This window comes from Brevibacterium sp. K11IcPPYGO002 (assembly GCF_050920635.1).
Lineage (GTDB): Bacteria > Actinomycetota > Actinomycetes > Actinomycetales > Brevibacteriaceae > Brevibacterium.
In genome coordinates, this window is the sequence record NZ_CP131929.1 from 2,751,019 (window position 1) to 2,777,514 (window position 26,496).

A 26,496-nucleotide genomic window follows, 5' to 3' on the forward strand; every position below is an offset into this window, starting at 1 on the left:
CTCAGCCCTCGAGCAGCTGCGCGAACGGGGTGACGTTCGCGGGGTCGAATTCGTCGACGATTCCGCGATTCGCCGAGGCACCCGGGGCCGCACCCGCCCCTGCACGATCGCGCGGATCGGGGTCGGCCACCTCGGCGAGGTCATCGTTTCCGGCCCCGCTGATCGTTGCGGTCAGGGACACGAGCTCCTCCCCCGCCTGACGGATCCGGGCGGTCAGCGCCCGGCCGCCTTCGACGGTTCCGCAGTCGTCGGTCGCGGCGAAGACCGTCGTGGGCACGACGATGCCCTTGAGGTAGGACAGCATCGGCCGCAGCACGGCGTCCCCGGCCAGGGAATGCCGGGCAGTGCCGCCGGTGGAGGCGATGAGCACGGGCTTGCGGCTCAGCGCCTTGTCATCGATGAGCTGCCAGAACAGGGTGTGCAGACCGACGGGGGCGGCCTTGTACACCGGCGCGACGGTGACGATGGCGTCGGCCGCGGCGATGGTCGCGAAGGCCGTCTCCAGCGCTTCGGAGCGGAACCCTGTCAGGGTCATGTCCGTGAGCGCAGTGGCGAGGCGGCGGACGTTGATGACGTCCGTGGTCACGTCGATGCCCACCGATTCCCCCGCCGAGGCGGCCTGACCGAGGATCCGGTTCGTGAGCTTGAGCGTGGTCGAATCCTCGCTGAGCGAGGTGGTCACGGCCACGATGTTCATCGTCTTCGTGCTCATCAGCGGTCGGCTCCTTCCCGTGTCGCATTCTGGGCGTCGTTCCCGGCGGATTCGCCAGCGCGTGCCTGCCGGTCCTCGAAGGCGCGTGATCCTTCTCCGCCGCCGGGGATCGGATCCCGGCCTTCGCGGTGGCGGATGACGAGGGACTCGTGCGTCGGGGCATCGGGGACGTCTGCCGGGCGGCCCTTCGCGAACTCCTCGCGGAGAACGGGGATGACCTCTTCGCCGAGGAGGTCGAGCTGCTCGAGCACCGTCTTCTGCGGCAGTCCCGCATGGTCGATGAGGAAGAGCTGACGCTGGTAGTCTCCGGCCCAGTCGCGGAAGCTCAGGGTGCGCTCGATGACCTGCTGGGGCGACCCGACGGTCAGCGGAGTCTGCGTCGAGAAGTCCTCGAGGCTGGGTCCGTGGCCGTAGACCGGGGCGTTGTCGAAGTAGGGACGGAACTCGCGGACGGCGTCCTGGGAGTTCTTGCGCATGAACACCTGACCGCCGAGGCCGACGATCGCCTGGCTGGCCGTGCCGTGGCCGTAGTACTCATAGCGCTGACGGTAGAGCTGAACCATCCGCGCGGTGTGCGAGGTCGGCCAGAAGATGTTGTTGTGGAAGAACCCGTCGCCGTAGTAGGCGGCCTGTTCGGCGATCTCGGGGCTGCGGATCGAACCGTGCCACACGAACGGCGGGACCTCGTCCAGAGGGGTCGGGGTGACGGTGAAGCCATTGAGAGGAGTGCGGAACTTGCCTTCCCAGTCGAGGTTCTTCTCACGCCACAGACGGTAGAGCAGGTTGTAGTTCTCGACCGCCAGCGGGATGCCGGCACGGATGTCCTTGCCGAACCACGGGTAGACGGGACCGGTGTTGCCGCGGCCCATGATCAGGCTGATGCGACCTTCGGAGAGGTGTTGCGCGTAGGAGTAGTCCTCGGCGATGCGCACGGGATCGGTCGTGGTGATGAGCGTCGTCGCCGTGGAGAGTTCGAGTGTCTGCGTCTGCGCGGCGATGTTGGCCAGCAGGATCGGCGGATTCGCCGGCGCCACGAAGGGCGGGTTGTGGTGCTGACCGGTGGCGAAGACGTCGAGTCCGACCTCTTCTGCCTTCTTGGCGATCTCGACGGTGTTCTTGATCCGCTGGTGTTCGCTGACGGTGGTGCCGTCGGTGGGGTCGGTGGTGACATCGCCGATTGTGAAGATTCCGAATTCCATGGCGCCTCCTGCGTCTGAGCTCCTGCGGCTTGAGCGGCCGCCCTGCTGATCGAACTCACTTCAATTTTGAAGTAACTAGTTGAAATCTTAACAGAAGTGGTGTCAAAAGTATTCCCGGCCGCGGGCAGCCACCTGGGTGGGTCGCGAGGCCATGACCACAAGCGGTCGATTGCCGGGTCGATCCTCGGTGGTTCCAGCCCGGTTCTCACCGTGGATCGACCCGACAAAGCACGACAAGCGGCTCCCGCCCGTAGGCAGGAGCCGCTGTCAGTCCGGCAGCAGGAGCTGCCTCAGATCCAGAGCGCGGGGTCCTCGAGGACGAAATCCGGGTGTTTCACCGAGCCGTCATCCGCAGATGCCTTCGCCGAGGCGGCGCCGACCTTCTTCTTCGGGCGCACGGTCGCGGGAATGCCCACGGCGCTCGAGTCGGCCGCCACGTCCTTGACGACGACGGCATTGGCTCCGACCGCGGAGTTGTCGCCGACGACGACCGGGCCGAGGATCTTCGCCCCGGCGCCGACGAGCACATGGTTGCCGATCGTCGGGTGGCGCTTCGTCTGTGCCATCGATGTGCCGCCGAGGGTCACCTGGTGATAGAGCATGACGTCGTCGCCGATCTCCGAGGTCTCGCCGATGACGACGCCGTTGGCGTGGTCGATGAAGAAGCGACGCCCGATCTGCGCCCCCGGGTGGATCTCCACACCGGTCAGCGTCCTCACCAGCTGGGACATCAGTCGCGCGGGCACCTTTCCAGCATCGTGCTGCCACAGGCGGTGGAGTCCGCGGTGGGCCCAGATGGCATGCATCCCCGGGTAGGACACCAATGAGACGAAATCATTGCGCGCCGCCGGATCTCGCCGCTTCACCGTCTCAAGGTCTTCTTTGAGCGTCTCGCGCACACCGGGTCGGCTCAGCCCATAGGCTGCCGCACCGGCGGCCGCCGCGGCCGCTGTCCACAGTGCCTTCATCGTTGACTCCCCCTGCTCATTCGTCTTGGTCTGTCTCGTGCAAGTCGGATCCGGGCGGAAGAATTCCCGCAGCGGTCCGACATCGGACTCTGCAGACAGCAAGGGCGCCAAACCGAAGTCTGACGCCCTCGTGCCGCTGCCATGGAGTCAGTCCATGTACTCGGCAAACAGCGGAGTCGACAGATACCGCTCGCCGTAGCTGGGGATGATGACGACGACGCGCTTGCCGGCGTTCTCCGGTCGAGACGCGACCTTCTCGGCGGCGAAGAGTGCGGCACCGGAGGAGATGCCGACGAGCAGGCCCTCTTCGAGAGCGACGGCGCGAGCCCGCTCGAAGGCGTCGTCGTTGTCGACATCGACGACTTCGTCGTAGATATCGGTGTTGAGCACCTTGGGCACGAAGTTCGCGCCGAGGCCCTGGATCGCGTGCGGTCCGGCCGTGCCTTCGGTCAGCAGCGGCGAAGCCGCGGGCTCGACGGCGACGATCTTCACATCCGGGTTGGCCTCACGCAGCGCGGCTCCCGCGCCGGTGATGGTCCCGCCCGTGCCGATGCCGGAGACGAAGATGTCGACCTTGCCGTCGGTGTCGGCGAGGATCTCTGGACCGGTGGTGGCCTTGTGGATCTCGGCATTGGCCTGGTTCTCGAACTGGCGCACGAGGACGGCACCGTCGGAAGCAAGCTCTTCGGCCTTGGCCACTGCCCCCTTCATACCTTCGGCCTTGTCGGTGAGGACGAGTTCGGCACCGAAGGCGCGCAGCAGGGCGCGACGTTCCTTCGACATCGACTCGGGCATCGTCAGCTTGACCTTGTAGCCGCGGGAGGTGCCGACCATCGCCAGAGCGATGCCGGTGTTGCCGGAGGTGGCTTCGACGATCGTGCCGCCGGGCTGCAGTTCGCCGGACTTCTCGGCTGCGTCGATCATCGCCACACCGATGCGATCCTTGACGGAGTTGCCCGGGTTGTACGATTCGAGCTTCGCAACGATTTCGGCGCCGGAGCGTTCACTGGCCTTGTTGACGCGGATCAGCGGAGTACGGCCGACCAGATCGGAGACGTTGTTGAAGATGGTCAAAGTAAGTCCTTTCACGCTTCTGTGTGCACCCGCCGTCACAGGCCTCTCACCGCTCGGCAGAGCTGTTCCGGCAAGCGTTGAGCGACAGCTTTCATCTCGTGGTCCGAGACGGCTTGTCCTCATCATAACCACGCCGACGCTGAACGTGTTCCCAGATATGTTGCTCAACAATCTGTGTTCGCTGGCGGCGAAACTATATGACGTTCCCTATCACAGGCTGGGAGCGATCGCATATCTATCCATCTGCCGCAGGTCCGATTCGCAACAACCGCTGAGCAATCGGCGGACATGATCACCGAGGCGGCCCTCCCTTACGCTCATGCCCGACCATGGCCGTCAGGCGGAGTCTGAGACGGTCTCAGGTGACCGATACGATTGTCCTCATGGCTATTCATCCCATCGTCGTCTGCGGCGAGCCCGTTCTGCATCGTCGTGCCGAGAAGATCACCGAGTTCGACGAGGACCTTGCCGAACTCGTCGCAGACATGCACGAGACGCTCGACGCCAGCAACGGCGTCGGACTGGCCGCACCGCAGATCGGTGTCGGCAAGTCCATCTTCGTGTTCAACGCCGACGATGACTATGGTGTGCGTCGTCGCGGCACCTTCGTCAATCCCGTGCTCATTGCCTCGAAGGTTCCCGATACCCGTCCCGATCCCGACGATGAGACCGAAGGATGCCTGTCGGTGCCGAGTCTCGATTTCCCCCTCAAACGTGCCGACAGGGTCACCGTCAACGGCTTCGATGAGAAAGGCGAACCGGTGACCCTGAGCGCTGACGGGTGGTTCGCGCGCATCATGCAGCACGAATACGACCACCTGCAGGGAACCCTCTATGTCGACCGCCTCGATAAGCGCTGGTCGAAGAAGTGGAAGAAGGCCCAGGAAGCGCATGGCTACAACCAGCCGGGCCTGTCATGGATGCCGGGGGTCGACCCCGACCCCTTCGGTCACTGAACCGGGAGCGGGTTGGTCAACGGGCCGAGACAAGTCGGCGAACCGGGATCAGTCGACCACTGAACCAGAGCCGAGCCTAAGCCTCGAGTTCGTCCACGGACTTCTGAGCTGCGGCCAACCGGGTGTCGAAGTCGTCGAAGTCATCGGCGGTCTGATCGAGTTCGGCAACGAGTCCGGAGATGATCGACGACTGCGAGTCCGCGTCGATGCGCAGCTCCCTGAACTGCCAATCGGCGGAATCGTCCGCGGCGGTGCGAGACAGCACGTCGAGCACCCGGTCACCGAGCTCGCGGGAGCGTTCGGAATTGTGCAGCAGCATGAGCTGCTGATCGAGTTCGAGGAGGCGCTCGTAGTAGTCGTGCATCGACTCCACGCGGCGTGCCATGGACGAGAACGCGACGGCCAGCTTCGACAGATAGGTCTCCACCGACTTCGCGGTCCCCACATCACGGATGCCCTCGATCTCCTCGCGGAGGCTGACGAGTTCCTGCAGCCGCACTCCGATGGAGGCCACGGCATGGTCGAGGTCGACGCGGGAGACGTGGTCTTTGAGGATCGGATGGGTCCAGGCGCGGGTGCGCACGATCTTGCGGGCGATCGTGACGGCGAGATGGAACAGACGCTGCTCGTCGGTGTCGCGGCCTTCCTTGCGCCCGGGCAGATAGCCGAGACTGGACGGGGTCACCCACTGGGCGGCGGCGACCTTGCGTCGGTTCTTCCGGCTCAGACGCTTCGGATCGCGGAAGTATTTGGGGCCGGTGACGGCCGCGAAGATTCCGGTCCCCAGGGCGGTGGCCACACCCATCCCGCCGAAGGTCAGTGCGGCATCGGCGAACCCCGAGACCAGAGCCAGTCCTCCGGGAGCCGCGAATCCCGCGGTCACGGCGGTGCCGGCGGCAGTGCCGCCCTTGAACAGGACGCTGGAGCGGAAGAAGTTCCGGCTCATCCCACCGGTGAGCATGATCGCGCTCGGGGCTCCGGCCGTGTAGCGGTATCCGCGGGCACTCCAAGCTCGCAGCACCGCCTCGTTGACGCTGTCGGGCACGAGCACCCGGTAGATCGGCGCGGACTTCCCGCATTCGCTCTTCCACAGCGATTTCCACTCAGACACCGCTTCACCTCCACGCGTGTGGGTCACGCTCTTGGCCCTGTCCTGGCGGGCCATCGGCTGCGGGGAATGCGAACAGCCACACCCTCCGCCATGCTCGGGAACCCGGTCGGTTCCCTTGGACGCACAGTCTAGAGGGTGTGGCTGGATCAATCCTGAGTCCTGCTCGGCACTGTCAGGCGCCGGCGTCGACCAGGATCAGTTCGGACCTGAAGTCAGCCATTGATTTTGGAGAGGATGAGGTCCTTGGCTTTTCCGGCATCGGCCTGTCCGCGGGTGGCCTTCATGATCGGGCCCATGAGCGCACCGATGGCCTGCATCTTTCCGCCCCTGATCTTCTCGACCACATCGGGGTTGGCCGCGATGGCCTCCTCGACGGCGGCTTCGAGTGCCCCGGTGTCCTCGACGATCTCGAGGTCGCGGGCCTTCATCACCTCGGCGGGCTCGCCTTCGCCGGCGGAGACTCCGGTGAGCACATCCTTGGCCAGCTTGTCGTTGAGCTTGCCCTCATCGATGAGATCGACGAGTCCTGCCACCTGGGCGGGTGTGACGATCTCGGTGGGGTGCTTGTCCTCCTGGTTGGCCAGGCGGGCGACCTCACCGGTCCACCATTTGCGCGCTGCGGCCGGCTTCGCTCCGGCGGTGACGGTGTCCTCGATGGCTTCGAGGAGTCCGGCGTTGACGATGTCGCGCATCTCCAGGTCGGAGAACTTCCATTCCCCGAGGAGGCGGCGACGCTTCTGCGCCGGCAGCTGGGGCAGGCTCGTCCGCAGCTGGTCGACCCATTCGCGGGACGGCTGCAGCGGAACGAGGTCCGGCTCGGGGAAGTAGCGGTAGTCGTCGGCGTCGGACTTCGGTCGTCCCGACGAGGTCTCTCCGGTCTCCTCGTGGAAGTGACGGGTCTCCTGGACGACCTTCTCCCCCGCCTCGAGGAGGGTCGCCTGGCGGGCGATCTCGAAGCGCACGGCTCGTTCGATCGAGCGGAAGGAGTTGACGTTCTTCGTCTCCGTGCGGGTACCCAGCGGTGCTTCGGGGTTCTCCCGCAGCGACACGTTGACGTCGGCGCGGACGTTGCCCTGTTCCATGCGGGCTTCGGAGACGTCGAGGGCGCGGAAGATGTCCCTCAGCGTGCGCACATAGGCGGCGGCTACCTCGGCGGCTCTCTCCCCTGTCCCGGTGATCGGGTGGGTGACGATCTCCACGAGCGGCACACCGGCGCGGTTGTAGTCGACCAACGAATGGTCGGCGCCCTGGATGCGGCCGGTGGCCCCTCCGACGTGGGTGTTCTTGCCAGCGTCCTCCTCCATGTGGGCGCGCTCGACGGGGACGGTGACGATGGTGCCGTCCTCGAGCTCGACCTCGACCTGGCCCTCGGCCGCGATCGGCTCATCGGACTGGCTGGTCTGGAAGTCCTTGGGCACGTCCGGGTAGAAGTAGTTCTTGCGGGCGAACCGGCAGGTCTCGGCGATCTCGCAGCCGAGCGCCAGACCGATCTTGATCGCGTACTCGACACCCTTTTCGTTGACCACGGGCAGGGACCCGGGCAGGCCGAGCGAGGTGGGGGTCACGTTCGTGTTCGGACCCCCGCCGAAGGTGTTGGGGGCGGCGTCGAACATCTTGGTCGCGGTGCCGAGCTCGACGTGGACCTCGATGCCGATGACCGGATCGTATTTCTTGATCGCGTCTTCGTATTTCACTTGGCGTTCAGTCCTTCCGCGAGAGTGTCGAGCACGCGTCCGCCGGCGGATTCGAGTGCGGCTTCCAGGGGGCCGGCCACCTCGTAGAGTTTGACGTCCTCACGGGCCGGAGCCAGGATCTGGAAGCCGACGGGCAGACCATCGGCCAGGCCCGCGGGCAGGGACAGTCCGGGAATTCCGGCGAGGTTCGCGGGGATCGTCGCGACGTCGCCGAGGTAGAGGGCCATCGGGTCGGCGGCCTTCTCCGCACCGAACTTCAGTGCGGTCGTCGGAGCGGTCGGGGACACGAGGACGTCTGCCGCGGCGAAGGCCTTGGCGAAGTCGTTCTGGACCAGGGTGCGGATCTTCTGCGCCGAACCGTAGTAGGCGTCGTAGTAACCGGCCGACAGAGCATAGGTGCCGAGGATGATGCGTCGCTTGACCTCATCGCCGAAGCCGGCGGCACGAGTGGCCGACATGACGGTCTCGGCGGTGACGGGACCGGACTCGGGTTCGACGCGCAGGCCGTAGCGCATGCCGTCGTAGCGGGCGAGGTTCGACGACACCTCGGAGGGCATGATGAGGTAGTAGGCGTCGAGGGCGTAGGAGATCGACGGGCAGTCGACCTCGACGATCTCGGCACCTGCGGCGGCAGCGGTTTCCAGCGCCGCTGTGAACGCGGTGCGGACTCCGTCCTGGTATCCCTCACCGGCCAGCTGCTTGATGACGCCGAGCTTCTTGCCCTTGAGCTCGCCGGTCTGGGCGGCGGTCAGAAACCCGCCGACCTCGTCGGGCAGCGACGTCGAATCGAGCGGATCGTGTCCGGCCAGCAGTTCGTGCAGGGCGGCGGCGTCGGCGACGTTGCGGCCCATCGGTCCGACCTGGTCGAGGCTCGAGGCCATGGCGATGATGCCGAAGCGCGAAATCGACCCGTAGGTCGGCTTGACGCCGACGGTGCCGGTGAACGCGGCGGGCTGACGGACGGATCCGCCGGTGTCGGTGCCCACGGACAGCGGGGCCTGGAAACCGGCCAGTGCTGCGGCCGCGCCTCCCGAGGAACCGCCGGGCACGTGGTCGAGGTTCCACGGGTTGCGGGTGTTGCCGAAGGCCGAGTGCTCGGTCGTCGATCCCATGGCGAATTCGTCGAGGTTGGTCTTGCCGAGCACCGGCAGACCGGCGGCCTTGACCAAGGTGTGCACGGTCGATTCGTAGGGCGGAACCCAGTTCTCGAGCATCTTCGACCCGGCGGTCGTACGCGTGCCTTCGGTGACGACGAGGTCTTTCAGCGCCACCGGAACACCGGCCAGGGCGTGGACGTCCTCACCGGCGGAGCGTTTGGCGTCGACGGTCTTCGCCGTCTCCAGGGCGAGTTCGTCGGTGACGGTGATGAAGGAGTTGAAGTCATCCTCGGTGGAGGCGATGCGGTCGAGGTGGGCCTGCGTGACCTCGACGGAGGAGAACTCGCCGGATTTCAGTCCTGCGGCGAGTTCGAGGGCGCTCTTGTTCGTCAGTGCGGTCATCTCATTCCTCCCCGAGGATCTGCGGGACGAGGAACTTGTCGTCCTCGGCGGCCGGGGCCGAGGCCAGAGCCTGTTGACTGGTCAGCGTCTCGCCCACGACGTCGGGGCGCATGACGTTCGTCAGCGGGATGGGGTGGCTGGTTGCGGGCACATCGTCGCCGGCCACTTCGTTGACCCTGGCGACGTTTCCCAGAATTGTGCTCAGATCACCGGCGAGCGATTTCAGCTCGTCCTCGCTCATGGCGATCCGAGACAGTGAAGCCAGATGCTCCACCTGTTCGGGGGTGATTGCGGAAGACTCCGTCATTCCCTGCCTTTCATCGTCGTTTTCACTCGCCCCCAGTCTAGTCTCTCCGCGGGGCGCCCTTCCGAAGCCCCGCTGTGACCTTCCCCCATTACTACCTGACGGCGGCCCAGCAACCTCGCGCGAGGTTGCTGGGCCGCCGTCAGGTAGTAATTATCAGGGGGTGAGGCGTTCGGGCCAGGTGCGGGTGCCGTGGATGTATCCGGCCATGTCGGCCACGACGCGGTCGGCGTCGGCCTGGGTGAACTCTCCGGCAGAGACTCCGGACTGCAGGTCGGCGGCGAGATCGGCGATGCGGGTCCGGGCGTCGGCCACGGTGGCTGCGACGAGTTCCGTGCCGGTCGACAATGAGCCGGACGACAGGGCACCGACCGGACTCGAATCGTCGACGATGGTGCCTTCGATGACCTCATGACCATCCGTCGAGACGGGGTCGGACGCAGTCGCCGACTCCTCGGTACGGCCGGTGACCGGAGGCCCCGGAGTGCGCATGGACGTCAGAGCGGGCTGAGCATTGCGTTTGGTGCTGTTCGGTCCCGGCCCCAGCACCAGGTCGGCCAGGCCCGCCGTCACGGGAACCGCGGTCAGGGCCGCGGCAACGACCACGCAGGTACCGGCGAGGACTTTGGGGATCCATCTCATGTCCCACACTCTTCCACTCGAAGCTGTCTCTGAGCTTGACTGAGTCTGAACCCCGACTTCGAGTTCGGTCACGAATGAGCACACAGCCGCACCTTGGAACCTCCGGGAACCGAGATGTATTCCCTCAGTCGAGGCTGCCGGTCTCCAGCAGCACCCGGAACTGGTCCTCGTCGAGGACAGGCACGCCCAGCGACTCCGCCTTGTCCAACTTCGACCCGGCGTTCTCACCGGCGACGACATAGTCGGTCTTCTTCGACACCGATCCCGCTGCCTTGCCGCCGGCGCCGAGGATCGCCTCCTTGATGCCATCGCGGGTGAACGAACTCAGCGATCCGGTCGCCACGATCGTCAGCCCCTCGAGGGTCTGCGCGGCGGCCTCGACTTCGTCGTCCTCCATCCGCACCCCGGCTGCCGCCCAAGTGTCGACGATCTCGTTGTGCCAGTCGATCTCGAACCAATCGCGGATGCTCTGTGCGATCGTCGGACCGATGCTCTCTACGGCCGACAGCTCTTCGAGGCTGGCTTCACGGATGGCCTCAAGGGTGCGGAACTTCGCGGCCAGGGTCCGTGCGGCTGTCGGTCCGACATGGCGGATCGACAAGGCGACGAGCACCCGCCACAGTTCTTGATCTTTTGCCTTCTCCAATTCGTCGAAGAGCTTCTTCGTGTTCGCGCTCGGAGCGCTCGGCTTCTTCGCGGTTCCACGGGTAAAGAAGTAGGGCACAAGTTCTCGTTCGCCGGTCTCCACACCCTTGGACTTCTTGTTCCGCCAGATCTTGACATCACGCAGATCATCGGGAGTGAGGTCGAAGAGGAAGGCCTCCGAGGTCAGCGGAGGTGTATCCGGTTCGGCCGGTGCCGTCAGCGCCAGCGCGGCCTCCTCGCCGAGGGCTTCGATGTCGAAGGCCGCACGGGAGGCGAGGTAGAAGATGCGATTGGCCAGCTGGGCTGGGCAGGACCGTGAGTTCGGGCACCGCAGGTCCTTGTCGCCTTCCTTCTGCTCACCGAGCTCGGTCCCGCAGGACGGGCAGTGGGTGGGCATGACGAATTCGTGTTCGGATCCGTCCCGCAGGGCCGCGACCGGGCCGAGCACCTCGGGGATGACGTCTCCGGCCTTGCGCAGGGTGACGGTGTCGCCGATGAGCACACCCTTGCGTTTGACCTCGTATCCGTTGTGCAGGGTCGCCCGCTCGACGGTCGATCCGGCCACGGTCACCGGTTCCATCACGGCGAATGGGGTCACTCGCCCGGTCCGACCCACCTGCACCTGGATGTCGATGAGCTTCGTCGTGACTTCCTCGGGCGGGTATTTGAATGCGGTCGCCCACCTCGGTGCGCGAGAGGTGTAGCCCATCGTCTCCTGCACGGCGATATCGTCGATCTTGATGACGATTCCGTCGATCTCGTGGGTGACGTCGTGACGGTGTTCGCCGTAGTAGGCGATGAAGTCTTCGATCTCATCGACGGTGTCGAGAACCTTGAAATAGTCGCTGATCGGCAGACCCCACGACCGGAACTGTTCGTAGACCTCGGACTGGTGGGCAGGCTCGGGATGCGAATCGTCGGCCGGCGTCCACACGGCGATTCCGTGGACGAGCATGTGCAGGGGCCGACGCGCCGTGACGGCCGGGTCCTTCTGCCGCAGCGAACCGGCCGCGGAGTTCCGCGGATTCGCGAAGGGGGCCTTGCCGTCGGCGACAAGCGAGGCATTGAGTTCGGCGAAGTCCTCGACGGGGAAGAACACCTCACCGCGGATCTCCACCTCGGCCGGCGGGTGCTCGGTATCGAGGTGGTGCGGGATATCGGAGATCGTGCGCACGTTCGCGGTGATGTCCTCACCGATGCGTCCGTCGCCGCGGGTCGCCGCCCGCACGAGTTCGCCGTTCCGGTAGAGCAGGTTGACGGCGAGACCGTCGATCTTGAGTTCGCACAGGAACTTCGACTTCACCGAGGTGGCCGACCGCACCCGTTCGTACCAGGCTCGCAGTTCGTCGTAGTCGAAGACGTTGTCGAGGCTGTACATCGGACCGATGTGTTCGACCGGGTCGAAGGTCGAGGTATCGACGACGCCGCCGACTGTCTGCGTCGGCGAGGAGTCGGTGACGAGTTCGGGGAACTGCGCCTCGAGGTCTTCCAGACGATGGACGAGTTCGTCATACTCGGCGTCGGAGACGAGCAGGGAGTCCTGATAGTAGGCGGCCCGCAGCTCCTCGATCTTCTCGGTCAGCTGGGCATGAGCCTGAGCGCGAGCGGTCGCGTCGGTGAGGTCGACGCCGCCCAGGTCGAGTGTGGTCGAATCCGAGGTCTGGTGCTCGGGCGTCGATGAGTCGGCGTTCTCCGGTGTCGTGGTCATTCGATCTCCTCAAGAGCCCGCCGCAGGCCGGCGGCGATGGTCATGGTTCCCCGATTGTGCTCGGGTCCGATCCCCTGCTGGTCCTCCAGCAGCGGCGGGTGGGTCATCGGCAGTTCGGGCCCGGCGATGATCCCGAATTCGCGCAGGCTCGCAGCCCCCATGCCGATGCGCGACCACGGAGTGCGGATCCGTTCACACCAATGGTTGACCGCGTCCGATCGCCCACCGGCCTCGGTCGGCAGGTGGATCCAGGTGCCGAGCCCCGCCTCGGCGAGGATCGCCAACTGCTCCCAGCTGTGTGGTCTCAGGCTAGCCAACGGCACTGACACGGAGCGGGCGCCGGTGCGGCGGACCGCCTCGGCGGCGGGGATCTCCTTGCCCTGCAGGCGCAAGGGCTCGAGGTCCGGCAGGGCGAGCACGGTGGGAGGGAGGTGGCGCAGTGTGGATTCGAGCGCTGCCCACACCTGGGTTTCGCTGATGGCGGGCAGGCTCGCCCACCCGGACACGGTCGGCCAGGTGCCGGTGAGGACCGGGTTCAGACGGGATTCGACGAGGCGGACGGTCGGCTGCATGCCCAAGCCCGCGATGCGATCGGTGAAGGCGGCGATGCCGAAGGCGTAGGCCTGGACGACATCACGGCGGGCGCCGTGATCGCCGAGGACGCGGGCACCGGAGCTCAGGCTCAGCGCGGTCACGAGCGTCCACGGTCCCGGCAGGCTGATCTGGACCTGCCCGGGCCGGGACCCACCGTATTCGGCGATCGCGTCGAAGGCTTCGATAAGGGCGGAGTCCTCGAGCCGTTCGTCTTTGCCCGCCGAGGCGGTCAGCCGCCACCCGTAGGACGTGCGGTCGACGTGGAGTTCGGTGAGCAGGCCGACGGCGCGGCCGATGGCATCGGCGCCCCACCGGTCTTCGGACCGGTCGGCGGTCAGGGGCACCGGCGGCAGCTGGTCGGCGAGGATGTCGAAGCCGGCGGCCGCGGCCTCTCGGACCGGGCTGGTCGCAATATAGCTACGGTGCGGATCACGGGCTCCGGGCAGCCAGATTCCCGTGGTCGTGGCGGCGGGCAGAACTCGGTCAGCCATGCTGGTGGGCGCGGGGGATTCCGAAGACGTCGACATAGAATCCGAACTCGCTTTCCAGGGAATCGATGATGGTTTCGGCGCGGACGAAGCCGTGGGATTCGCCCTTGTACAGACGGTAAATGTACTCCACTCCGGCCAGTTGAAGTGTATCGACGAATTCCTGGGCCTGTGAGGGTGGGACGATCGGGTCGCGGTCGCCTTGCATCACGGCCACGGGCACGGTGATATCGCTGGTCCGGCGGATCGGCGAACGGGTGATGTATTCGTCCTGGGCGGCGGGCCAGGGTCCGACGAGGCCGTCGATGTAGTGGGATTCGAAGTCGTGGGTGTCGACGACGAAGCGCATGAGGTCGGTGACTCCGAAATACGAGGTGCCGCAGGCGAACACGTTCGTCGAGGCCAGGGCGGACAGCACCGTCCATCCGCCCGATGAGGCTCCGGAGATGGCGATGCGGTTCGGGTCGGCGAGTCCGGCTGCGATGAGACCGTTGACGGCGGCGACGGTGTCCTCGACGTCGACGACTCCCCATCCGCCGCGCAGTCGGTTACGCCAGGCGCGGCCGAATCCGGTCGACCCGCCGTAGTTGACCTCGAGGACGCCGATGCCCTGGGAGGTGAAGAAGCTCGTGCGGGCTGTCATCTCCGGGATCGCCTGTCCCGTCGGTCCGCCGTGGATCGAGACCACGAAGGGCGGGAGTTCGTCGACGGGGGCGGCGAAGCGAGGATTGTGGGGAGGGTGGATGACGACGGGCACTCCCCCGAGTTCGCCGACGCTCGGGCGGGAATAGTAGCCCTGATGGGTGTCGAGGCGTTCGCTGGCGATCTCCGTGAACAGTCCGGTCACCCGGTCGACGGCGTAGAGGACTCCGGGGCGCCTGGTCGACTTCGCGGTCAGAAGCAGGTGGGTGCGTCCGAGGTCGAGGAGTTCGATCGTGCCGAAGGTCTCCCCCGTCGTGTCGATGGTCTCCCAGGGCGGGGAGGAAGGACTCATCGTTGTGGCGGAAGGGCTGAGCGGGCGGCGCACGAGTGCTGCGGTGGCCGCCTGAGAATGCGCCCACACCTCATCTCCGTCGTTGAGGTGCCACCGGGTGCCCAGCTGCCAGAGGGCACCGCCGATCTCCTCGCCGGTGTCGATGACCGATCGCAGCCGGTCGAATCCGATTCTTTCGGGCGCCGGCGCCTGACGGTCGTCGGTGACCAGGGGACGCACGACGACGGGGTCGATGTCGAGGCCGTACAGCGCCCAGTGCCCTTCGTGATCGGAGATGACGTGGAGAGACGAATCTGACGTGAACTCCGCCTGGAGCAGCGAGATTCCCGGGTCGGTCGGACTCGGCAATCCCGGATCGGACCTGCGCGGGCGTTCGATCCCGTCACCGCTGAGAACGGCGACCGCAGGTGTGGCCGGGGTGCGCACATCGACCAGCCACAGGGTGGTTCCGTCCCACGGCATGTTCGGGTGCTCCCAGCCGATGAACGCCAAGGTGCTGCCGTCGGGTGAGAGCCTGGGCCAGGCCATGAAATGCGAGTGGGTCGAGAGCACATTCGTCGTTCCGTGCTTGGTCAGCAGCACGATGGCGCGTTCACGACGGGTGGACCGACAGTCCTCGCGCACACATAGCAGCCCCCACGGGCTCATGTGCAGATCCCCGTAGCGGATCCGCCCCGAGGTGTCCGGGGTCAGCGCGTGCGGGGCTCGCCCGGGAATGATCTGCCAGACGCGCTGATCAGCGGCGTTGACGAAGTAGATGACCTCGCTGCTCTGGTCGAGAGCCCACGAGGCTCCCCCGTATTCGTGGACGGCGGAGCGGATGTTGAACCCGGTCGGAATGACCTGCTCACGCTCTCCCGGACGTGACAGCGACGTGCGGACGAGGCCGGTGCGGGCCTTCTCAGCGGGAATCTTCGTCGAGTAGAAGACCTCGTCTCCGCGGAAGGCGGCATCGAAGATCGGAGCGGCACCGGCAGCCACCTCGGCGGCGCCCAGAGGTGAAGACCAGGTTCCATAAGGTGCCGTGACGACATCTTGGGGACTTTCCTTCATGCCCCCAGAGTATCGCCAGTGGCCGACATCGGCCCCACAGCCCTCGCCTCGACTCGCGGAAGCGGCTCAGGCGCCGGCGAACTCGGGTGCCGGGGTGATGCGGTCCTTCGCCGTGGAGTCGATGGTGGCCTGGCCGAGCACACGGGTGCCGCGGTAGATGACCATGGTCTGCCCCGGAGCCACTCCGGACAGCTCCTCATCGACGTCGACGTGCATGAGCTGCCCGGCCGGACGCGCGGCAGGCACCTCGACCTCGTCGACGATGGGGTTGACTTCATGCTCGGGCGCCTCGGCGACGAATTCGCCGAGCCAGGCACGGGCCGGCACCGGATCGGCGTGGGCACGGATCTGCACTTCGCAGTCGATGCCGGTCTCCGGGGTGTCCCCCATGTCCGAGGGTGCGGCTCCGGCCCAGGAGGTGCGGATGCCGGTCAGATGCGAGACCGCGAGGTCGGCGCGCGACCCGACGGTGACGGTGTTCGTCGCCGGGTCGAGGCCGGTGACGAACCGCGGCTTGCCATCACGAGCGGGCTTCTCGATGCCCAGGCCCTTGCGCTGACCGATCGTGTACGTCATCGCCCCGTCGTGCTCGCCGAGAACCTCACCTTCGGAGTCCTTGATGAGTCCGGGACGCATCGGGATCTTGTCGGCCAGCCACGCCTTCGTGTCCCCGTCGGGGATGAAGCAGATGTCGTAGGAGTCGGGCTTGTTGGCCACGGAGAAACCGCGCTCGGCCGCCTCGGCGCGCACTTCGGCCTTCGACGCGGTCGCCCCGATCGGGAAGTAGCAGTGCTCGAGCTGGTCGGAGGTGAGCACACCGAGAACGTACGACTGGTCCTTGGCCAGATCCTCACCGCGATGGAGTTCGGGCCGACCGTCGTCATCGCGGAGCACCTCGGCGTAGTGGCCGGTGGCAATGGCGTCGAAGCCGAGCGCCAGGGCGCGGTCGAGGAGGGCTGCGAACTTGATGCGCTCGTTGCAGCGCATGCACGGGTTCGGGGTGCGTCCGGCGGCGTATTCAGCGATGAAGTCATCGACGATGTCTTCCTTGAACCTCTCGGAGAAGTCCCAGACGTAGAAGGGGATGTCGAGCATTCCCGCCACGCGGTGGGCGTCGCGGGAGTCTTCGATCGTGCAGCAGCCGCGTGATCCGGTGCGCAGGGTCCCGGGCATTCGGGACAGGGCGAGGTGAACGCCGACGACTTCGTGTCCGGCGTCGACGGCACGGGCGGCTGCGACGGAGGAATCGACTCCGCCGGACATGGCGACGAGTACTCTCATGATGCTCCTTGCATCCATCGGGGTGTTGCCGAAACCATCCCGGCTCGGCGTGCCTGGTCGACGACCTCGGGCAGGGCCGCGAGCAGGGCGTCGACATCGGCTTCGGTCGTATCGTGACCGAGTGTGAAGCGTTGGGTGGTGCGGGCGCTGTCCTCATCCAGACCGCAGGCCAAGAGCACATGGGAGGGACGGGAGACACCGGCAGAACAGGCCGATCCCGTCGAGGTGGCCAATCCCCTGGCATCGAGACCAAAGAGCAGCGAGTCCCCCTCGCAGCCCGGGAACGTGAAGTGTGCGTTGGCCGGCAGGCGGTCCGCTCCGCGCGGGCCGGAGAGCCTGACCCCGTCGATGCTCGATTCGATTCCGTCGATGAGGCGGTCGCGCAGCCCCGACAGTCGTGCCGCCCGGGACTCGAGGTCGCTCGTGACCAGATCGACGGCGGCGGCGAAGGCCACCGCACCGGCGACGTCGAGGGTGCCCGAGCGCACGCTGCGCTCCTGCCCCCCACCGTGGAGGATCGGCGTAGGGGTCGCCGCGCGGTCGAGCAGGAGCGCGCCGATGCCGACGGGGCCGCCGATCTTGTGCGCGGTGATCGTCATCGCCGTCGCCTTGAGTGCGGCGAAGTCGAGCGGGATCTGCCCGAGCGCCTGCACGGCGTCGATGTGGAAGGGAATGCCGAGTTCGGCGGCGGCTTCCCCGATCTCGGCGATCGGCTGCAGAGTGCCGATCTCGTTGTTCGCGGCCATCACGCTGATGAGCGCGGTGCGTTCTGGGTCGCGGCGCAGTTCGGTCAGTGCCGCGTCGAGGTCGAGTCGTCCGGTCTCACCGACGTCGAGGCAGACGGCTTCGGCGCCGAGGCTCTCCAGCCACTCCACGGTCTCGAGGATCGCGGGATGTTCGATCGTCGTCGTCAGCACCCGCGGGCGGGCAGGCTCCGTGAACGTCCCGTTGTTGCGAGCGAGGTAGAGGCCCTTGAGAGCGAAATTGTCCGCTTCGGTGCCGCCCGACGTGAAGATCACCTCCGACGAGGTGGCCGCGCCGACCGCGCGGGCGATGACCTCACGTGCCTCTTCGATGCGCATCCGCGCGGCTTGGCCGACCGCGTGCAGGGCCGAAGGGTTGGCCCGGCGGGCCAGCTCTTTCGTGTACACCTCGAGCACCTCGGCGGGCATCGGCGAGGTGGCTGCGTGATCGAGATAGATGGGCACCCTGCAATTTTAGGGCGTGAGCCGGGCTACGGCCAGGATCCGTGCGGCATCTCACCCGCCGAGCGACACCTCCGGACGAGTTGCCCGCCGGCATGGCCGACTAAACTGAGTCGGGTGTTCACCGTTTTCACCATCGTCCTCTACGCCGCCACCGGCATCCTGACCCTGTGGTCGATCGTCGAGACCATCCGCAACCGTCCGGCGGGCAAGGCCCTGCTCGGCGGTGCCGCTCTGCTTCTGCTGCTGCTCATCGTGCAGCTGATCATCTCGATCGCGACCTTCGGCTCCACACATGATGTCGATCCGCTGCTCTACTTCGGCTACATCATCACCGCGATCATGGTCATGGCGCTGGCCGGGTTCTGGGCGTTCGCGGAACTGAGCCGCTGGGGGCCGGGAGTCCTGGCCGCGGCAGGACTGACGGTGATCGTGATGATCGAGAGATTGGACCAGATTTGGCAGTGACCAGGCGCAATCGGTTCGGCGGGGACTCCGCCGACGATGCGAACTCAGCAGGCAACAGCTCAACAGGCCGCGCACCATCAGCAGACGATGCGGACTCCACGGCCGCCTCGGCGAGGGGAAAGACCGGACGGTCGCCGTACTCGGCGATGCATACCGGACCGGGACGGGCGCTGACGGCGGTGTACGGCGTCTTCGCGCTCTCGGCCACGGCCCGGGCGGGCTACCAGCTCATCCGCGAGTTCGACGTCGCGCCGATCGCGTATTCGCTGTCCGCCATGGCTGCGGTGATCTACATCCTCGCCACGGTCTGCCTGGTCATCGGCAACCGGGTCTCACACCGGATCGCCGTTGCCGCCTGCGCGGTCGAATTCGTCGGCGTCATCGTCGTCGGCATCCTCAGCCACACCCATCCCGAGGACTTCGCGAAGCCGTCGGTGTGGTCGAACTTCGGCAGCGGGTACGGCTATATTCCGCTGCTCCTGCCGCTCATCGGCCTGTGGTGGCTGCTGCGCGTCGGCCGCCGCGCCAGCCGCGGCTGAGTCGCGCAAGCCGCGGCTGAATCGCGCCAGTCGCGGCTGAGTCGCGCATGAGCGGGTTCAAAATGCATATGCCGTGATCTCGATCAGTGCGTATGAATTTCGAACCCGCTGGTGTTGACGCACCACGCCCACCGCGGCTGAGCGCGGGTCACTCCACCTTGGAGGACAGGACGTTCCAGTCGGTGGCCACGGCGGTGAGCTCGTCACCGGTCCTCATCAGCACATAGGGGTGCGCGGTGTCGACCTTGATGGTGTCGCCCTCTTTGTCGTTAGTCTTCACGGCCTCGACGGTGTCGCCGAGGTCGAGTGCGTAGTCCGACGGTGCCTTGATCGTCAGCGTGCAGCGAACTTCGCCCATTCCGATCGCGCCGTTTTCGGTGCTCAAGGTCATGTCCTCGAACTTGAGGTCCTCATAGGGCTTGCAGTCGACGTCGACCTTGTCGAAGCCGGAGTCCTTGTCCCGCAGGTCACCCACATAGTCGCGGAATCCCTTGAATCCGCCCTCCTTGAGTCCGTCGGGGCCACCTGACTTGGCCTTGCCGTCGACGAGGAACGACGAGACGTCATCGGAGGCGGTCGTCATATCGTCGGCGAAGTCCTCGGGGCCCTCCTCCACGGCTCCGCTGTCATCGGCCATCAGCGTCGGCATCTGGTCAGCGGGGATATAGGATGCCGAGCGCACGAGCGGATCGGTCGATGCCGACTCCCGCGTCACCAGCATCACCTGGGTCAGCTGCTTGTCGCCGTCCGTGGACTTCTTGTCCGCGGTGCCGAAGGCGTAGAACCACATCGGGTATTCGGTGAAGTTCGGGCTGCCGGCGACGACTTCGGTGAAGTTCGGCGCACGCAGCTTCTGCTTCGCTTTGTCCGCGATCTGGATCTGCGCGCGGGTGTGGTCGATGAGCGGTGCCGCCTGGATCTTATCGAGGTCGGTGCCCTTGTCCCCGAGGGTCTTGTCCAGCGATTCCGTGTAGTTCGTCATGAACTTCCCGGCCTCGCCGGGTCGCACCGCGGTGCGTTCGTACGGGGTGGTATCCGGGCTGCTGGGCTTGGCGATCGGCATGTTCGCACAGCCGCTGAGCACGAGTCCGGTGCCCAAGACGGAGGCCGTCACGGCGCGGAAGGACCGTCGGTTCCGCAGATCCCGTCGCCGAGGCGGCGCTTGGCCGGCCGTGTCCGGCTGCACCGTCGAGATCGGCTGGGTCGCCGGTCCCGGCTCGCCCTTGACCGCGCGGTCAGCGGCCGGTCCCCGGCCGTTACGGCCGCTGCGGCCGGAGCCGCCCGAGGGACCGTTTTCGCCGCCGTCGTGGGGTCCGCTGCCGCCGCCCGCGGGCCCGCCACCCTCCGGTCCGCTGTTGTCCGGCCGTCCGGCGTCCTTCTTCGGCGGGCGGATGCGTGAGGCCCACCAGCGCATGAAGAAGAACACGGAGAATCCGGCGAGGATGATCGCGCCGGCGATGCCGAGCAGGCTGAGGGCGAAGACACCCTTGACGCGCATCTGGAGGCTCACCGTCGTTCCTTCGAGACTGTCATCGGAGTTCGCAGGGGCGATGACGAGCACCTGCGGCTGAGCATCGAGGTCGAAGGTCTTCGCGACCGTCTGTCCAGTATCTGTGCTGATCCACCAGTCGCGGTCGGCGATATCGGCCTCCGGTTTCTCATCACCGGGAGTGAACCGATGGGAGGCGGAGTTCGGGAACGAGACATCACTGATCTGCTCCTGTGCCACTCCGTCGAGGTAGCTGTCGGCGTCGACCCCGCTGGCGGTTCCGACGAACAGTTCCGTGCCCTTCGAGTTCTTCGCCGTCACGGTCACGCTCGAACCCGAGTAGGGCACGATCGCCTCGTCGAGGACGACGGCGTAGGCCCCGTCCCTGACTGTAAAGGCAGGCGTCTCTGTGATCTCGTCGGTGCCGACGACCGAGAGCGCAGAGATGACCAGTCCGGCGAGCGTGAGTGCCGCTACGCCGAAGAGGATGGCGGTGATGAGTCGGATTCGCTGGATCAGAACAGTGCCCTCATGAGTGCGGTCCGTGCCTTGGTCACGGCTGGGTCATCGGCGCCGAGGACCTCGAAGAGATCGAGGACGCGCAGTCGCAGGGATTCCTTCTCTTCGCCCGTGGTGGTGCGGATGAGAGAGATGAGTCGGCTGAACGCACCGGCGGCATTGCCGCTGACGACTTCGGCGTCAGCGGCTGCCTTCGCGGCCTCGACGTCCTTGGGATCGGCATCGGCGGCGGCGATGAGGTCGGCCGGCTCCTGGTCGATGAGGCGACGTCCCAACCCGGCCCGGGCAAGACCGAATTTCGCCTCTTCATCGGCCGGTGAGTTCGCCAGCGCGGCCTTGAACAAGTTCTCGGCAGTGTCGAAGTCGCCCTTGGCGAGTGCATCTTCGGCCTCTGGGTGGGCGGGACCGGCCGGTTCGGGTTCGGCTTCCCCGGTGACGGCGTGCCCGGTCACGCCGTTCTCACCGGCGAGCTTGAGCAGTTCGTCGAAGTAAGCCTGGACCTGCGGTTCTGGCAGAGCACTCTGGAACAGCGGGACGGGCTGGCCCTTGATGAGGGCGACGACCGTGGGGATCGACTGGACTCCGAAGGCCTGCTGCAGACGCGGGTTCGCATCGACGTCGACCTTGGCCAGCACCAGACGTCCCCCATAGGAGGTGACGACGCGTTCGAGGATCGGCGAGAGCTGTTTGCAGGGTTCGCACCATTCGGCCCACAGGTCGATGACGACGGGCACGCGATCGGACATCGCCACCAGGCTGGTGAAGGTCGATTCGTCGACGTCGAAGACCAGTCCCGGAACGGCGACCGCGTTCGGGTCCCCTCCAGCCTGGCCACCGCCGGCACCCGCACTACCGGCCTGCCCGCCCTGTCCGGCCGGCATATTCTTGCTGCGCACCGCCGACAGGTCGAGTCCCTGATCGGGCTGTGCGTTCTCCTGCGAGGGATCCATTGACACGTGGTCTCCTTTGTGACGCGGTCGGTGGGTTCGGCGAATACCGTGACGCACCTGGTCCATGCTTTTCCAACAGAACGTATCAACACCGGTGCGTCTGCGGCTATTTCCTCAGCCGTCGGGGAAAGGACGCCACGGTGCCGGCCCTGCCGCCTCAGCCTGCTTCGGCTCCGGCGAGAGTCTCGAGTCCGCCGATGAGTTTGACTTTGCCGTCCTTGGGCACGAGGAAGGTGAGCACCTGGGTCGTCTTCGTCGTCACGGGCTGCTTGGTCGACGCGGAGCCGACGAGCTCCTTCTGCGGCGATGACAGGGTCAGGGTGCCGGTGCGTCCCTCTTTCGATTCGGGGCTGATCGTCGATTCGGCGTCGATGACTCCGGTGACGATGGCGGCGTCGCCGGCGGTGCCCTGAGCGACGAGTTCCTTGCCCGGAGTGTATTTGTACTTCACCTCGGCCTTGCCTTCCTCGGCGCTGGCCTTCTGCTCCTTCTGGTTCTTCCAGATGGACTTCGAGAAGTCATCGGAGTCGAACTTCTTCGCTTCCTTCGAGTCCGCTCCGCTGCCGAGGGCCTTCGCGTAGTCGGCGACGGCCTTCTCCGGAGTCGTGACGAAGTCCTTGGATCCGGGCTCGAGCATCTTCGCGCCCTGACGCGAGTCGGGCAGTTCGGGCAGCTTCGTGCCGGCTGTCAGCTGGGTCTGCGACCACAGTTTGTAGTCGCTGCGCGGGTCCTCCTGGGTCAGCACGAGCAGCTGCGAGCTCCCTCCGGCAGAGGTGATCAGGCTGGTCACGCGCGGCCAGGCGTCGGTGGCCGATGTGTAGTTGGCGACGATCTCGTCGCTGGCCACGGCCGGTGCCATCTTCTGGTCTTCGACCTTCTCCTTGACCTTGTACAGGTCTTCACGCTGTTTGAGAGCGGGGCCGGCGGCACGTTCGGCCAGCGCCTTCTTATCGGTCTTCTTGTCCGCGGCCGTGATGTCGGTGGCGACAGAGTCGAGGATCCGCTTGGCCTGGTCGTCGGTGACTCCCGCGGCCGCTGAACTCGGCGCCTCGGAGGGTTCGGGCTTCGGCAGCTCTTCGGGCCCGCAGGCGCTGAGCGCGAGCACGGGGACGACGGCGAAGGCGGTGCCGTACTCGGCGAGTTTGCGGCGACGTTCCTGCCGTGCCTTGCGTCGGTTCGCTTCCTTCTTCGAATTGTTCGCGCCGAGGACGAGGAGGACGACGCCGCTGATGAAGGCGACACCGCCGATGATCATCAGCGGCAGCGCCCAGGGGGTATCTGCGTGGTTGGGCCAGGTCAGCGTCACGGATTCGACCGCTCCGGCTTCGCCGTCACCGGCGATGAGGAAGCCGGTCCGGTTGGCGTCGTCGTTCCATTCCAGTTCCACCGAATCGGTGCCGGTGACTTCCGACTGCCACAGATCGGCCCCGGCCGGGTTGGGCACCGTGCCTTCACCGTCGGTCGCCTTGGTCGTGAGCTTGCCGCCTTCGGCGAGTCCGGTGATGCGGTCATAGGCGGACTGTCCTGCCCAGGCTTCGACGTTCTCGATCGGTGCCTGGGCGATCGTGAGGTCGCCGCTGCCCTTGGCCGTCAGTGTGGTCGGGGTTTCGTAGAGGTTGAGCATTCCGGGGTCGACGATGACCGCCGGTTTGTCGGCGTCGATCTGCGCGGTGGCAGTGATCGTATCCTCCGGCGCCCACAGGGTCTTCTGCAGGATGCCGAGGCCACCGACGACGACACCCACCACCATGAGAATCACAGCGAATGTGTAACGCACGTGCGTACCTTCCCTCAGCCGAGCAAAAATGGCACCCCAGTTCGGGGACTCTTCAAGTTTAAGTCACATGCCGGACATCGCCTTTGTGCGCACGCTCAGTGTGTGTCGACGTTCACACGCCCACCCCGGAATGTCCCGATCACCTGCCCCTGGCCTAAGCTGGGCGGGTGAGCAACGACAGAATTGTGTGGATCGACTGCGAAATGACCGGCCTCGACGAGGTGCGGGACGAACTCATCGAGGTGGCCGCGATCGTCACCGACTTCGAGCTCAACCCCCTCGACGAGGGAATCGACATCGTCATCAGGCCCTCGGCGGATGCACGGGCGAACATGAACGAGTTCGTCACGAATATGCACACCACCTCGGGCCTGATCACCGAACTCGACGCGGGCACCACCGCCGCCGAGGCGCAGGCGAAGGTCCTCGAATACGTGAAGAAGCATGTCCCCGAGGCGGGCAAGGCCCCGCTCGGCGGCAATTCCGTGGGCACCGACAAGGTCTTCCTGACCAAGCAGATGCCCGAACTCGTCGACTACCTGCACTACCGGATCATCGACGTCTCCTCGATCAAGGAACTGTCCAAGCAGTGGTTCCCGCGCGCCTATTTCCAGGCGCCGGCCAAGCACGGCAATCACCGCGCACTCGGGGACATCATCGATTCGATCATCGAGCTCCAGTACTACCGGAAGGCCGTGTTCTCCGCCGAGGGACCGAGCTCCGATGAAGCGAAATCGATCGCCGCCGAGGTGGCCGAGAGCTTTTCGACCCTCACCGAGGCGAACGCGTCCGACGAGGGCTGACCATCTCAGCCGGCCTTCTTCTCGGGGCGGGCGAAGATGTTCGACGGGAAGGCACCTGACTTCGCGATGACGCGCAGCAGATCCCGGCTCGGCGAGAGCAGCGATTCGATCGTCCGATCGTCGAGGACCGACCACGCGGCTGCAACAGTGCCGTCGGTGAGAGATTCGACCTGTTCCTTCAGGTCACGGCCCGCCTCGGTGATGGTGGGCAGGTCATGCCCGCGGTCGTCCTTGTCCACGGTGATCAGCCCCGCCTCGGCGAGCCTCGTCTGCGCGGTCTGCCATTCCTCATCCGTGTAGCCGCGGGTCTTCTGCGCCGCCCGCGGGCGGAATCCGGCGCCGGTGGCGACGTCGAGCATGAGGGCGTCGATTCCGGGCACACCGGCGGTGACGAGTGAGGCGACATGGCCGTCGCCGCGGAATTCGCGAGCTATGGTCGCCACGTCCCACAACTTCTCGAACGCGGTGCGCCCCTGGTGGCTGCCGATGACATCGGCGGTGGCGGCGGCCAGGGTGCGGCCGGAGAAGTCCATGGCGGCGAGCACGGGGGCCAGAGTCTGGGTCATCTGGTCGGCCGCCTCGGTGAGCAGCGCGATGTCGTCACGATCGTCGAAGAGTTCGGCCATGTATGCGCTCACGGCGTCGAAGCGGGCCTGGACCATCTGCTCCGGGGTCACCGTCTCCCACAGGCGCGGCAGCATTCCGGCGACGAAGTCCGCGGAGTAGTTGTAGTACGCGGCGGACACGACCCCGGGATTCACCCGTCCCAGCGGAGCCGAACGTGCGGCCATATTGCCTTCGACGCCGGGTTCGAGCCCGTACTTGGCATATTCGGCGCCGACCGTCTGTGAGAAGTACATCGACGAGTGGAAGGAGTTGATGCGGGACGAGACCGTTCTGATGTTCTGTGTGCGCTGGGAATCCATATCGTCATCCTATGGGCGGTCCCGTCCCAGGTAAATGGGTATGCGCGTCCATCGTCGGCGCCATGCGAACCAGACCGGGGCCGGCGCAGCACGATTGCCGGACTCGTCGACGAGTGCGCAACAATGGAGCCCATGACCACGGCGCAGACTCTTCAGTACCCGCAGCCGAACGAGCGGCCTCGAGGTCGCCGCCGGCGGACGACGTTCATCGTCTCCGCCGTCGTCATCGTCCTCACCCTCCTCATCGGCATCATCGCTGCCGACCGCATCGTCGACTACACCACGGAGCAGCGCATCGCCGACGGGCTTGCCGACTACGGAGACGCCGAGGTCTCCGTCGAGGGCTTCCCCATCCTCACGCAGCTGGCCTCCGGAGAGCTGAACTCGGTGCATGTCACCGCCGCCGAGGCGACCTATGAAGGCGTCGACTTCACCGACGTCGATGCGAAGCTCTACGACGTTCCGACCAGCGGGTCGAAGCCGATCGGCACCGTCGACGGCACCGCGGTGCTCCCCCACTCGACCCTCGACGAGCTCGCCGCCGAGCATGCGAACCTGCCCGAGGGGATGACATTCACCACCGTCGACGGTGAGCTCTTCCTCAAGGGGTCGATGCTCGGTCAGGATCTGCTCGTGGGCATCGACCCGAAGGCCGACGGCAGACGGGCCGTCGTCGATGCGACGACGATCAAGCTGGGTTCGGCGGAGTTCTCCCTCGACCGCCTGCCCGGGTTCCTCACCTCGGAGATCTCCGATATCGTCATCGATCTCGACTTCCTGCCCGCCGGTCTCGAGCTCACCGACATCACCGCCACCGAGGCGGGACTGCAGGTGAGCCTCCACGGATCCGGGGTCAGCCTGCAGTGACCGGTTGCGGACCTGGGCGACCACGGTCGGG

The 26,496-nt window shown here is 66.1% G+C and carries 23 protein-coding genes; 5 read left to right on the forward strand and 18 right to left on the reverse strand.

Annotation, left to right across the window (positions count from 1 at the left end; all coding sequences use genetic code 11):
• Position 1: 1 nt before the first annotated feature.
• From QYM46_RS12465 to cysK, 4 genes are all read right to left on the reverse strand, one after another.
• Positions 2-712, reverse strand: a complete 711-nt coding sequence (locus QYM46_RS12465; RefSeq protein ID WP_432789164.1) for an NAD(P)H-dependent oxidoreductase — start codon at positions 710-712, stop codon at positions 2-4.
• Complete coding sequence (locus tag QYM46_RS12470; protein WP_169252760.1) at positions 712-1,911, reverse strand: LLM class flavin-dependent oxidoreductase; 1,200 nt, start codon at positions 1,909-1,911, stop codon at positions 712-714. Before QYM46_RS12470 ends, QYM46_RS12465 begins: the two co-directional genes overlap by 1 nt.
• A gap of 290 nt (positions 1,912-2,201) precedes the next feature.
• On the reverse strand, positions 2,202-2,879 hold the full coding sequence (gene epsC, locus QYM46_RS12475; RefSeq protein WP_240811914.1) for a serine O-acetyltransferase EpsC: 678 nt from the start codon (positions 2,877-2,879) through the stop codon (positions 2,202-2,204).
• A gap of 147 nt (positions 2,880-3,026) precedes the next feature.
• A complete protein-coding gene (cysK, locus tag QYM46_RS12480) occupies positions 3,027-3,953 on the reverse strand; it encodes a cysteine synthase A (RefSeq protein ID WP_432789165.1) in 927 nt (308 codons plus the stop codon).
• A gap of 383 nt (positions 3,954-4,336) precedes the next feature.
• On the opposite strand from cysK, the gene def reads away from it, so the two are divergent.
• Positions 4,337-4,909 carry a peptide deformylase gene (def, locus tag QYM46_RS12485; RefSeq protein WP_432789166.1) on the forward strand — a complete coding sequence of 191 codons (573 nt, stop codon included), beginning with the start codon at positions 4,337-4,339 and terminating at the stop codon, positions 4,907-4,909.
• Between the two features lie 76 nt (positions 4,910-4,985).
• Here def and QYM46_RS12490 read toward each other — a convergent pair whose 3' ends face one another.
• The 10 genes from QYM46_RS12490 to QYM46_RS12535 all read right to left on the reverse strand — a co-directional run bounded on the left by QYM46_RS12490 (position 4,986) and on the right by QYM46_RS12535 (position 18,130).
• Positions 4,986-6,020 (reverse strand): hypothetical protein, encoded by a 1,035-nt coding sequence (locus QYM46_RS12490; protein ID WP_432789167.1) that lies wholly within the window; start codon positions 6,018-6,020, stop codon positions 4,986-4,988.
• 212 nt (positions 6,021-6,232) lie between these two features.
• A complete protein-coding gene (gene gatB / locus QYM46_RS12495; protein WP_432789168.1) occupies positions 6,233-7,714 on the reverse strand; it encodes an Asp-tRNA(Asn)/Glu-tRNA(Gln) amidotransferase subunit GatB in 1,482 nt (493 codons plus the stop codon).
• Positions 7,711-9,213 (reverse strand): Asp-tRNA(Asn)/Glu-tRNA(Gln) amidotransferase subunit GatA, encoded by a 1,503-nt coding sequence (gatA, locus tag QYM46_RS12500; protein WP_432789169.1) that lies wholly within the window; start codon positions 9,211-9,213, stop codon positions 7,711-7,713. Before gatA ends, gatB begins: the two co-directional genes overlap by 4 nt.
• Before the next feature lies 1 nt (position 9,214).
• Positions 9,215-9,520, reverse strand: a complete 306-nt coding sequence (gene gatC, locus QYM46_RS12505; protein WP_169252765.1) for an Asp-tRNA(Asn)/Glu-tRNA(Gln) amidotransferase subunit GatC — start codon at positions 9,518-9,520, stop codon at positions 9,215-9,217.
• A gap of 153 nt (positions 9,521-9,673) precedes the next feature.
• On the reverse strand, positions 9,674-10,159 hold the full coding sequence (locus QYM46_RS12510) for a hypothetical protein (RefSeq protein WP_432789170.1): 486 nt from the start codon (positions 10,157-10,159) through the stop codon (positions 9,674-9,676).
• 124 nt (positions 10,160-10,283) lie between these two features.
• A complete protein-coding gene (ligA, locus tag QYM46_RS12515) occupies positions 10,284-12,512 on the reverse strand; it encodes an NAD-dependent DNA ligase LigA (protein ID WP_432789171.1) in 2,229 nt (742 codons plus the stop codon).
• On the reverse strand, positions 12,509-13,597 hold the full coding sequence (locus QYM46_RS12520; RefSeq protein WP_432789172.1) for a hypothetical protein: 1,089 nt from the start codon (positions 13,595-13,597) through the stop codon (positions 12,509-12,511). The genes ligA and QYM46_RS12520 overlap by 4 nt, the downstream gene beginning before the upstream one ends.
• On the reverse strand, positions 13,590-15,641 hold the full coding sequence (locus QYM46_RS12525; protein WP_432789173.1) for a S9 family peptidase: 2,052 nt from the start codon (positions 15,639-15,641) through the stop codon (positions 13,590-13,592). The genes QYM46_RS12520 and QYM46_RS12525 overlap by 8 nt, the downstream gene beginning before the upstream one ends.
• 66 nt (positions 15,642-15,707) lie before the next feature.
• Positions 15,708-16,922, reverse strand: coding sequence for a tRNA 2-thiouridine(34) synthase MnmA (gene mnmA, locus QYM46_RS12530; protein WP_432789174.1), 1,215 nt, complete (start codon positions 16,920-16,922; stop codon positions 15,708-15,710).
• A complete protein-coding gene (locus QYM46_RS12535) occupies positions 16,919-18,130 on the reverse strand; it encodes a cysteine desulfurase family protein (RefSeq protein ID WP_432789175.1) in 1,212 nt (403 codons plus the stop codon). The genes mnmA and QYM46_RS12535 overlap by 4 nt, the downstream gene beginning before the upstream one ends.
• Positions 18,131-18,244: 114 nt before the next feature.
• On the opposite strand from QYM46_RS12535, the gene QYM46_RS12540 reads away from it, so the two are divergent.
• Together QYM46_RS12540 and QYM46_RS12545 are read left to right on the forward strand one after the other, a co-directional pair.
• Positions 18,245-18,595 (forward strand): hypothetical protein, encoded by a 351-nt coding sequence (locus QYM46_RS12540; RefSeq protein WP_139468900.1) that lies wholly within the window; start codon positions 18,245-18,247, stop codon positions 18,593-18,595.
• A gap of 146 nt (positions 18,596-18,741) precedes the next feature.
• Complete coding sequence (locus QYM46_RS12545; RefSeq protein WP_432791736.1) at positions 18,742-19,134, forward strand: hypothetical protein; 393 nt, start codon at positions 18,742-18,744, stop codon at positions 19,132-19,134.
• 148 nt (positions 19,135-19,282) lie between these two features.
• Here the strand turns inward: QYM46_RS12545 and QYM46_RS12550 are convergent, their stop codons facing one another.
• From QYM46_RS12550 to QYM46_RS12560, 3 genes are all read right to left on the reverse strand, one after another.
• Entirely contained in the window at positions 19,283-20,971 is a 1,689-nt protein-coding gene (locus QYM46_RS12550; RefSeq protein ID WP_432789176.1) for a hypothetical protein, read from the reverse strand.
• Positions 20,972-21,138: 167 nt separating this feature from the next.
• Complete coding sequence (locus QYM46_RS12555) at positions 21,139-22,092, reverse strand: tetratricopeptide repeat protein (RefSeq protein ID WP_432791737.1); 954 nt, start codon at positions 22,090-22,092, stop codon at positions 21,139-21,141.
• A gap of 157 nt (positions 22,093-22,249) precedes the next feature.
• Entirely contained in the window at positions 22,250-23,869 is a 1,620-nt protein-coding gene (locus QYM46_RS12560) for a hypothetical protein (protein WP_432789177.1), read from the reverse strand.
• Positions 23,870-24,072: 203 nt separating this feature from the next.
• Here QYM46_RS12560 and orn point away from each other — a divergent pair, with 203 nt between their 5' ends.
• Positions 24,073-24,672, forward strand: coding sequence for an oligoribonuclease (orn, locus tag QYM46_RS12565; RefSeq protein WP_169253915.1), 600 nt, complete (start codon positions 24,073-24,075; stop codon positions 24,670-24,672).
• Positions 24,673-24,677: 5 nt separating this feature from the next.
• Here the strand turns inward: orn and QYM46_RS12570 are convergent, their stop codons facing one another.
• The gene (locus tag QYM46_RS12570) at positions 24,678-25,598 is read right to left on the reverse strand and encodes an SCO6745 family protein (RefSeq protein ID WP_432789178.1); all 921 of its coding nucleotides are present in this window, start codon (positions 25,596-25,598) and stop codon (positions 24,678-24,680) included.
• Positions 25,599-25,730: 132 nt separating this feature from the next.
• Between QYM46_RS12570 and QYM46_RS12575 the strand changes: the two genes are divergently transcribed.
• A complete protein-coding gene (locus tag QYM46_RS12575; RefSeq protein ID WP_432789179.1) occupies positions 25,731-26,465 on the forward strand; it encodes an LmeA family phospholipid-binding protein in 735 nt (244 codons plus the stop codon).
• Positions 26,466-26,496: the final 31 nt, after the last annotated feature.

What these genes read in the sequence shown, in the direction of transcription:
- QYM46_RS12465 (WP_432789164.1), bottom strand. Translation starts at nt 712, where the DNA reads ATGAGCACGAAGACGATGAACATCGTGGCCGTGACCACCTCGCTCAGC.
- QYM46_RS12470 (WP_169252760.1), bottom strand. Translation starts at nt 1,911, where the DNA reads ATGGAATTCGGAATCTTCACAATCGGCGATGTCACCACCGACCCCACC.
- epsC (WP_240811914.1), bottom strand. Translation starts at nt 2,879, where the DNA reads ATGAAGGCACTGTGGACAGCGGCCGCGGCGGCCGCCGGTGCGGCAGCC.
- def (WP_432789166.1), top strand. Translation starts at nt 4,337, where the DNA reads ATGGCTATTCATCCCATCGTCGTCTGCGGCGAGCCCGTTCTGCATCGT.
- gatA (WP_432789169.1), bottom strand. Translation starts at nt 9,213, where the DNA reads ATGACCGCACTGACGAACAAGAGCGCCCTCGAACTCGCCGCAGGACTG.
- gatC (WP_169252765.1), bottom strand. Translation starts at nt 9,520, where the DNA reads ATGACGGAGTCTTCCGCAATCACCCCCGAACAGGTGGAGCATCTGGCT.
- QYM46_RS12510 (WP_432789170.1), bottom strand. Translation starts at nt 10,159, where the DNA reads ATGAGATGGATCCCCAAAGTCCTCGCCGGTACCTGCGTGGTCGTTGCC.
- ligA (WP_432789171.1), bottom strand. Translation starts at nt 12,512, where the DNA reads ATGACCACGACACCGGAGAACGCCGACTCATCGACGCCCGAGCACCAG.
- QYM46_RS12520 (WP_432789172.1), bottom strand. Translation starts at nt 13,597, where the DNA reads ATGGCTGACCGAGTTCTGCCCGCCGCCACGACCACGGGAATCTGGCTG.
- QYM46_RS12525 (WP_432789173.1), bottom strand. Translation starts at nt 15,641, where the DNA reads ATGAAGGAAAGTCCCCAAGATGTCGTCACGGCACCTTATGGAACCTGG.
- mnmA (WP_432789174.1), bottom strand. Translation starts at nt 16,922, where the DNA reads ATGAGAGTACTCGTCGCCATGTCCGGCGGAGTCGATTCCTCCGTCGCA.
- QYM46_RS12545 (WP_432791736.1), top strand. Translation starts at nt 18,742, where the DNA reads ATGCATACCGGACCGGGACGGGCGCTGACGGCGGTGTACGGCGTCTTC.
- QYM46_RS12555 (WP_432791737.1), bottom strand. Translation starts at nt 22,092, where the DNA reads ATGGATCCCTCGCAGGAGAACGCACAGCCCGATCAGGGACTCGACCTG.
- orn (WP_169253915.1), top strand. Translation starts at nt 24,073, where the DNA reads ATGACCGGCCTCGACGAGGTGCGGGACGAACTCATCGAGGTGGCCGCG.
- QYM46_RS12570 (WP_432789178.1), bottom strand. Translation starts at nt 25,598, where the DNA reads ATGGATTCCCAGCGCACACAGAACATCAGAACGGTCTCGTCCCGCATC.
- QYM46_RS12575 (WP_432789179.1), top strand. Translation starts at nt 25,731, where the DNA reads ATGACCACGGCGCAGACTCTTCAGTACCCGCAGCCGAACGAGCGGCCT.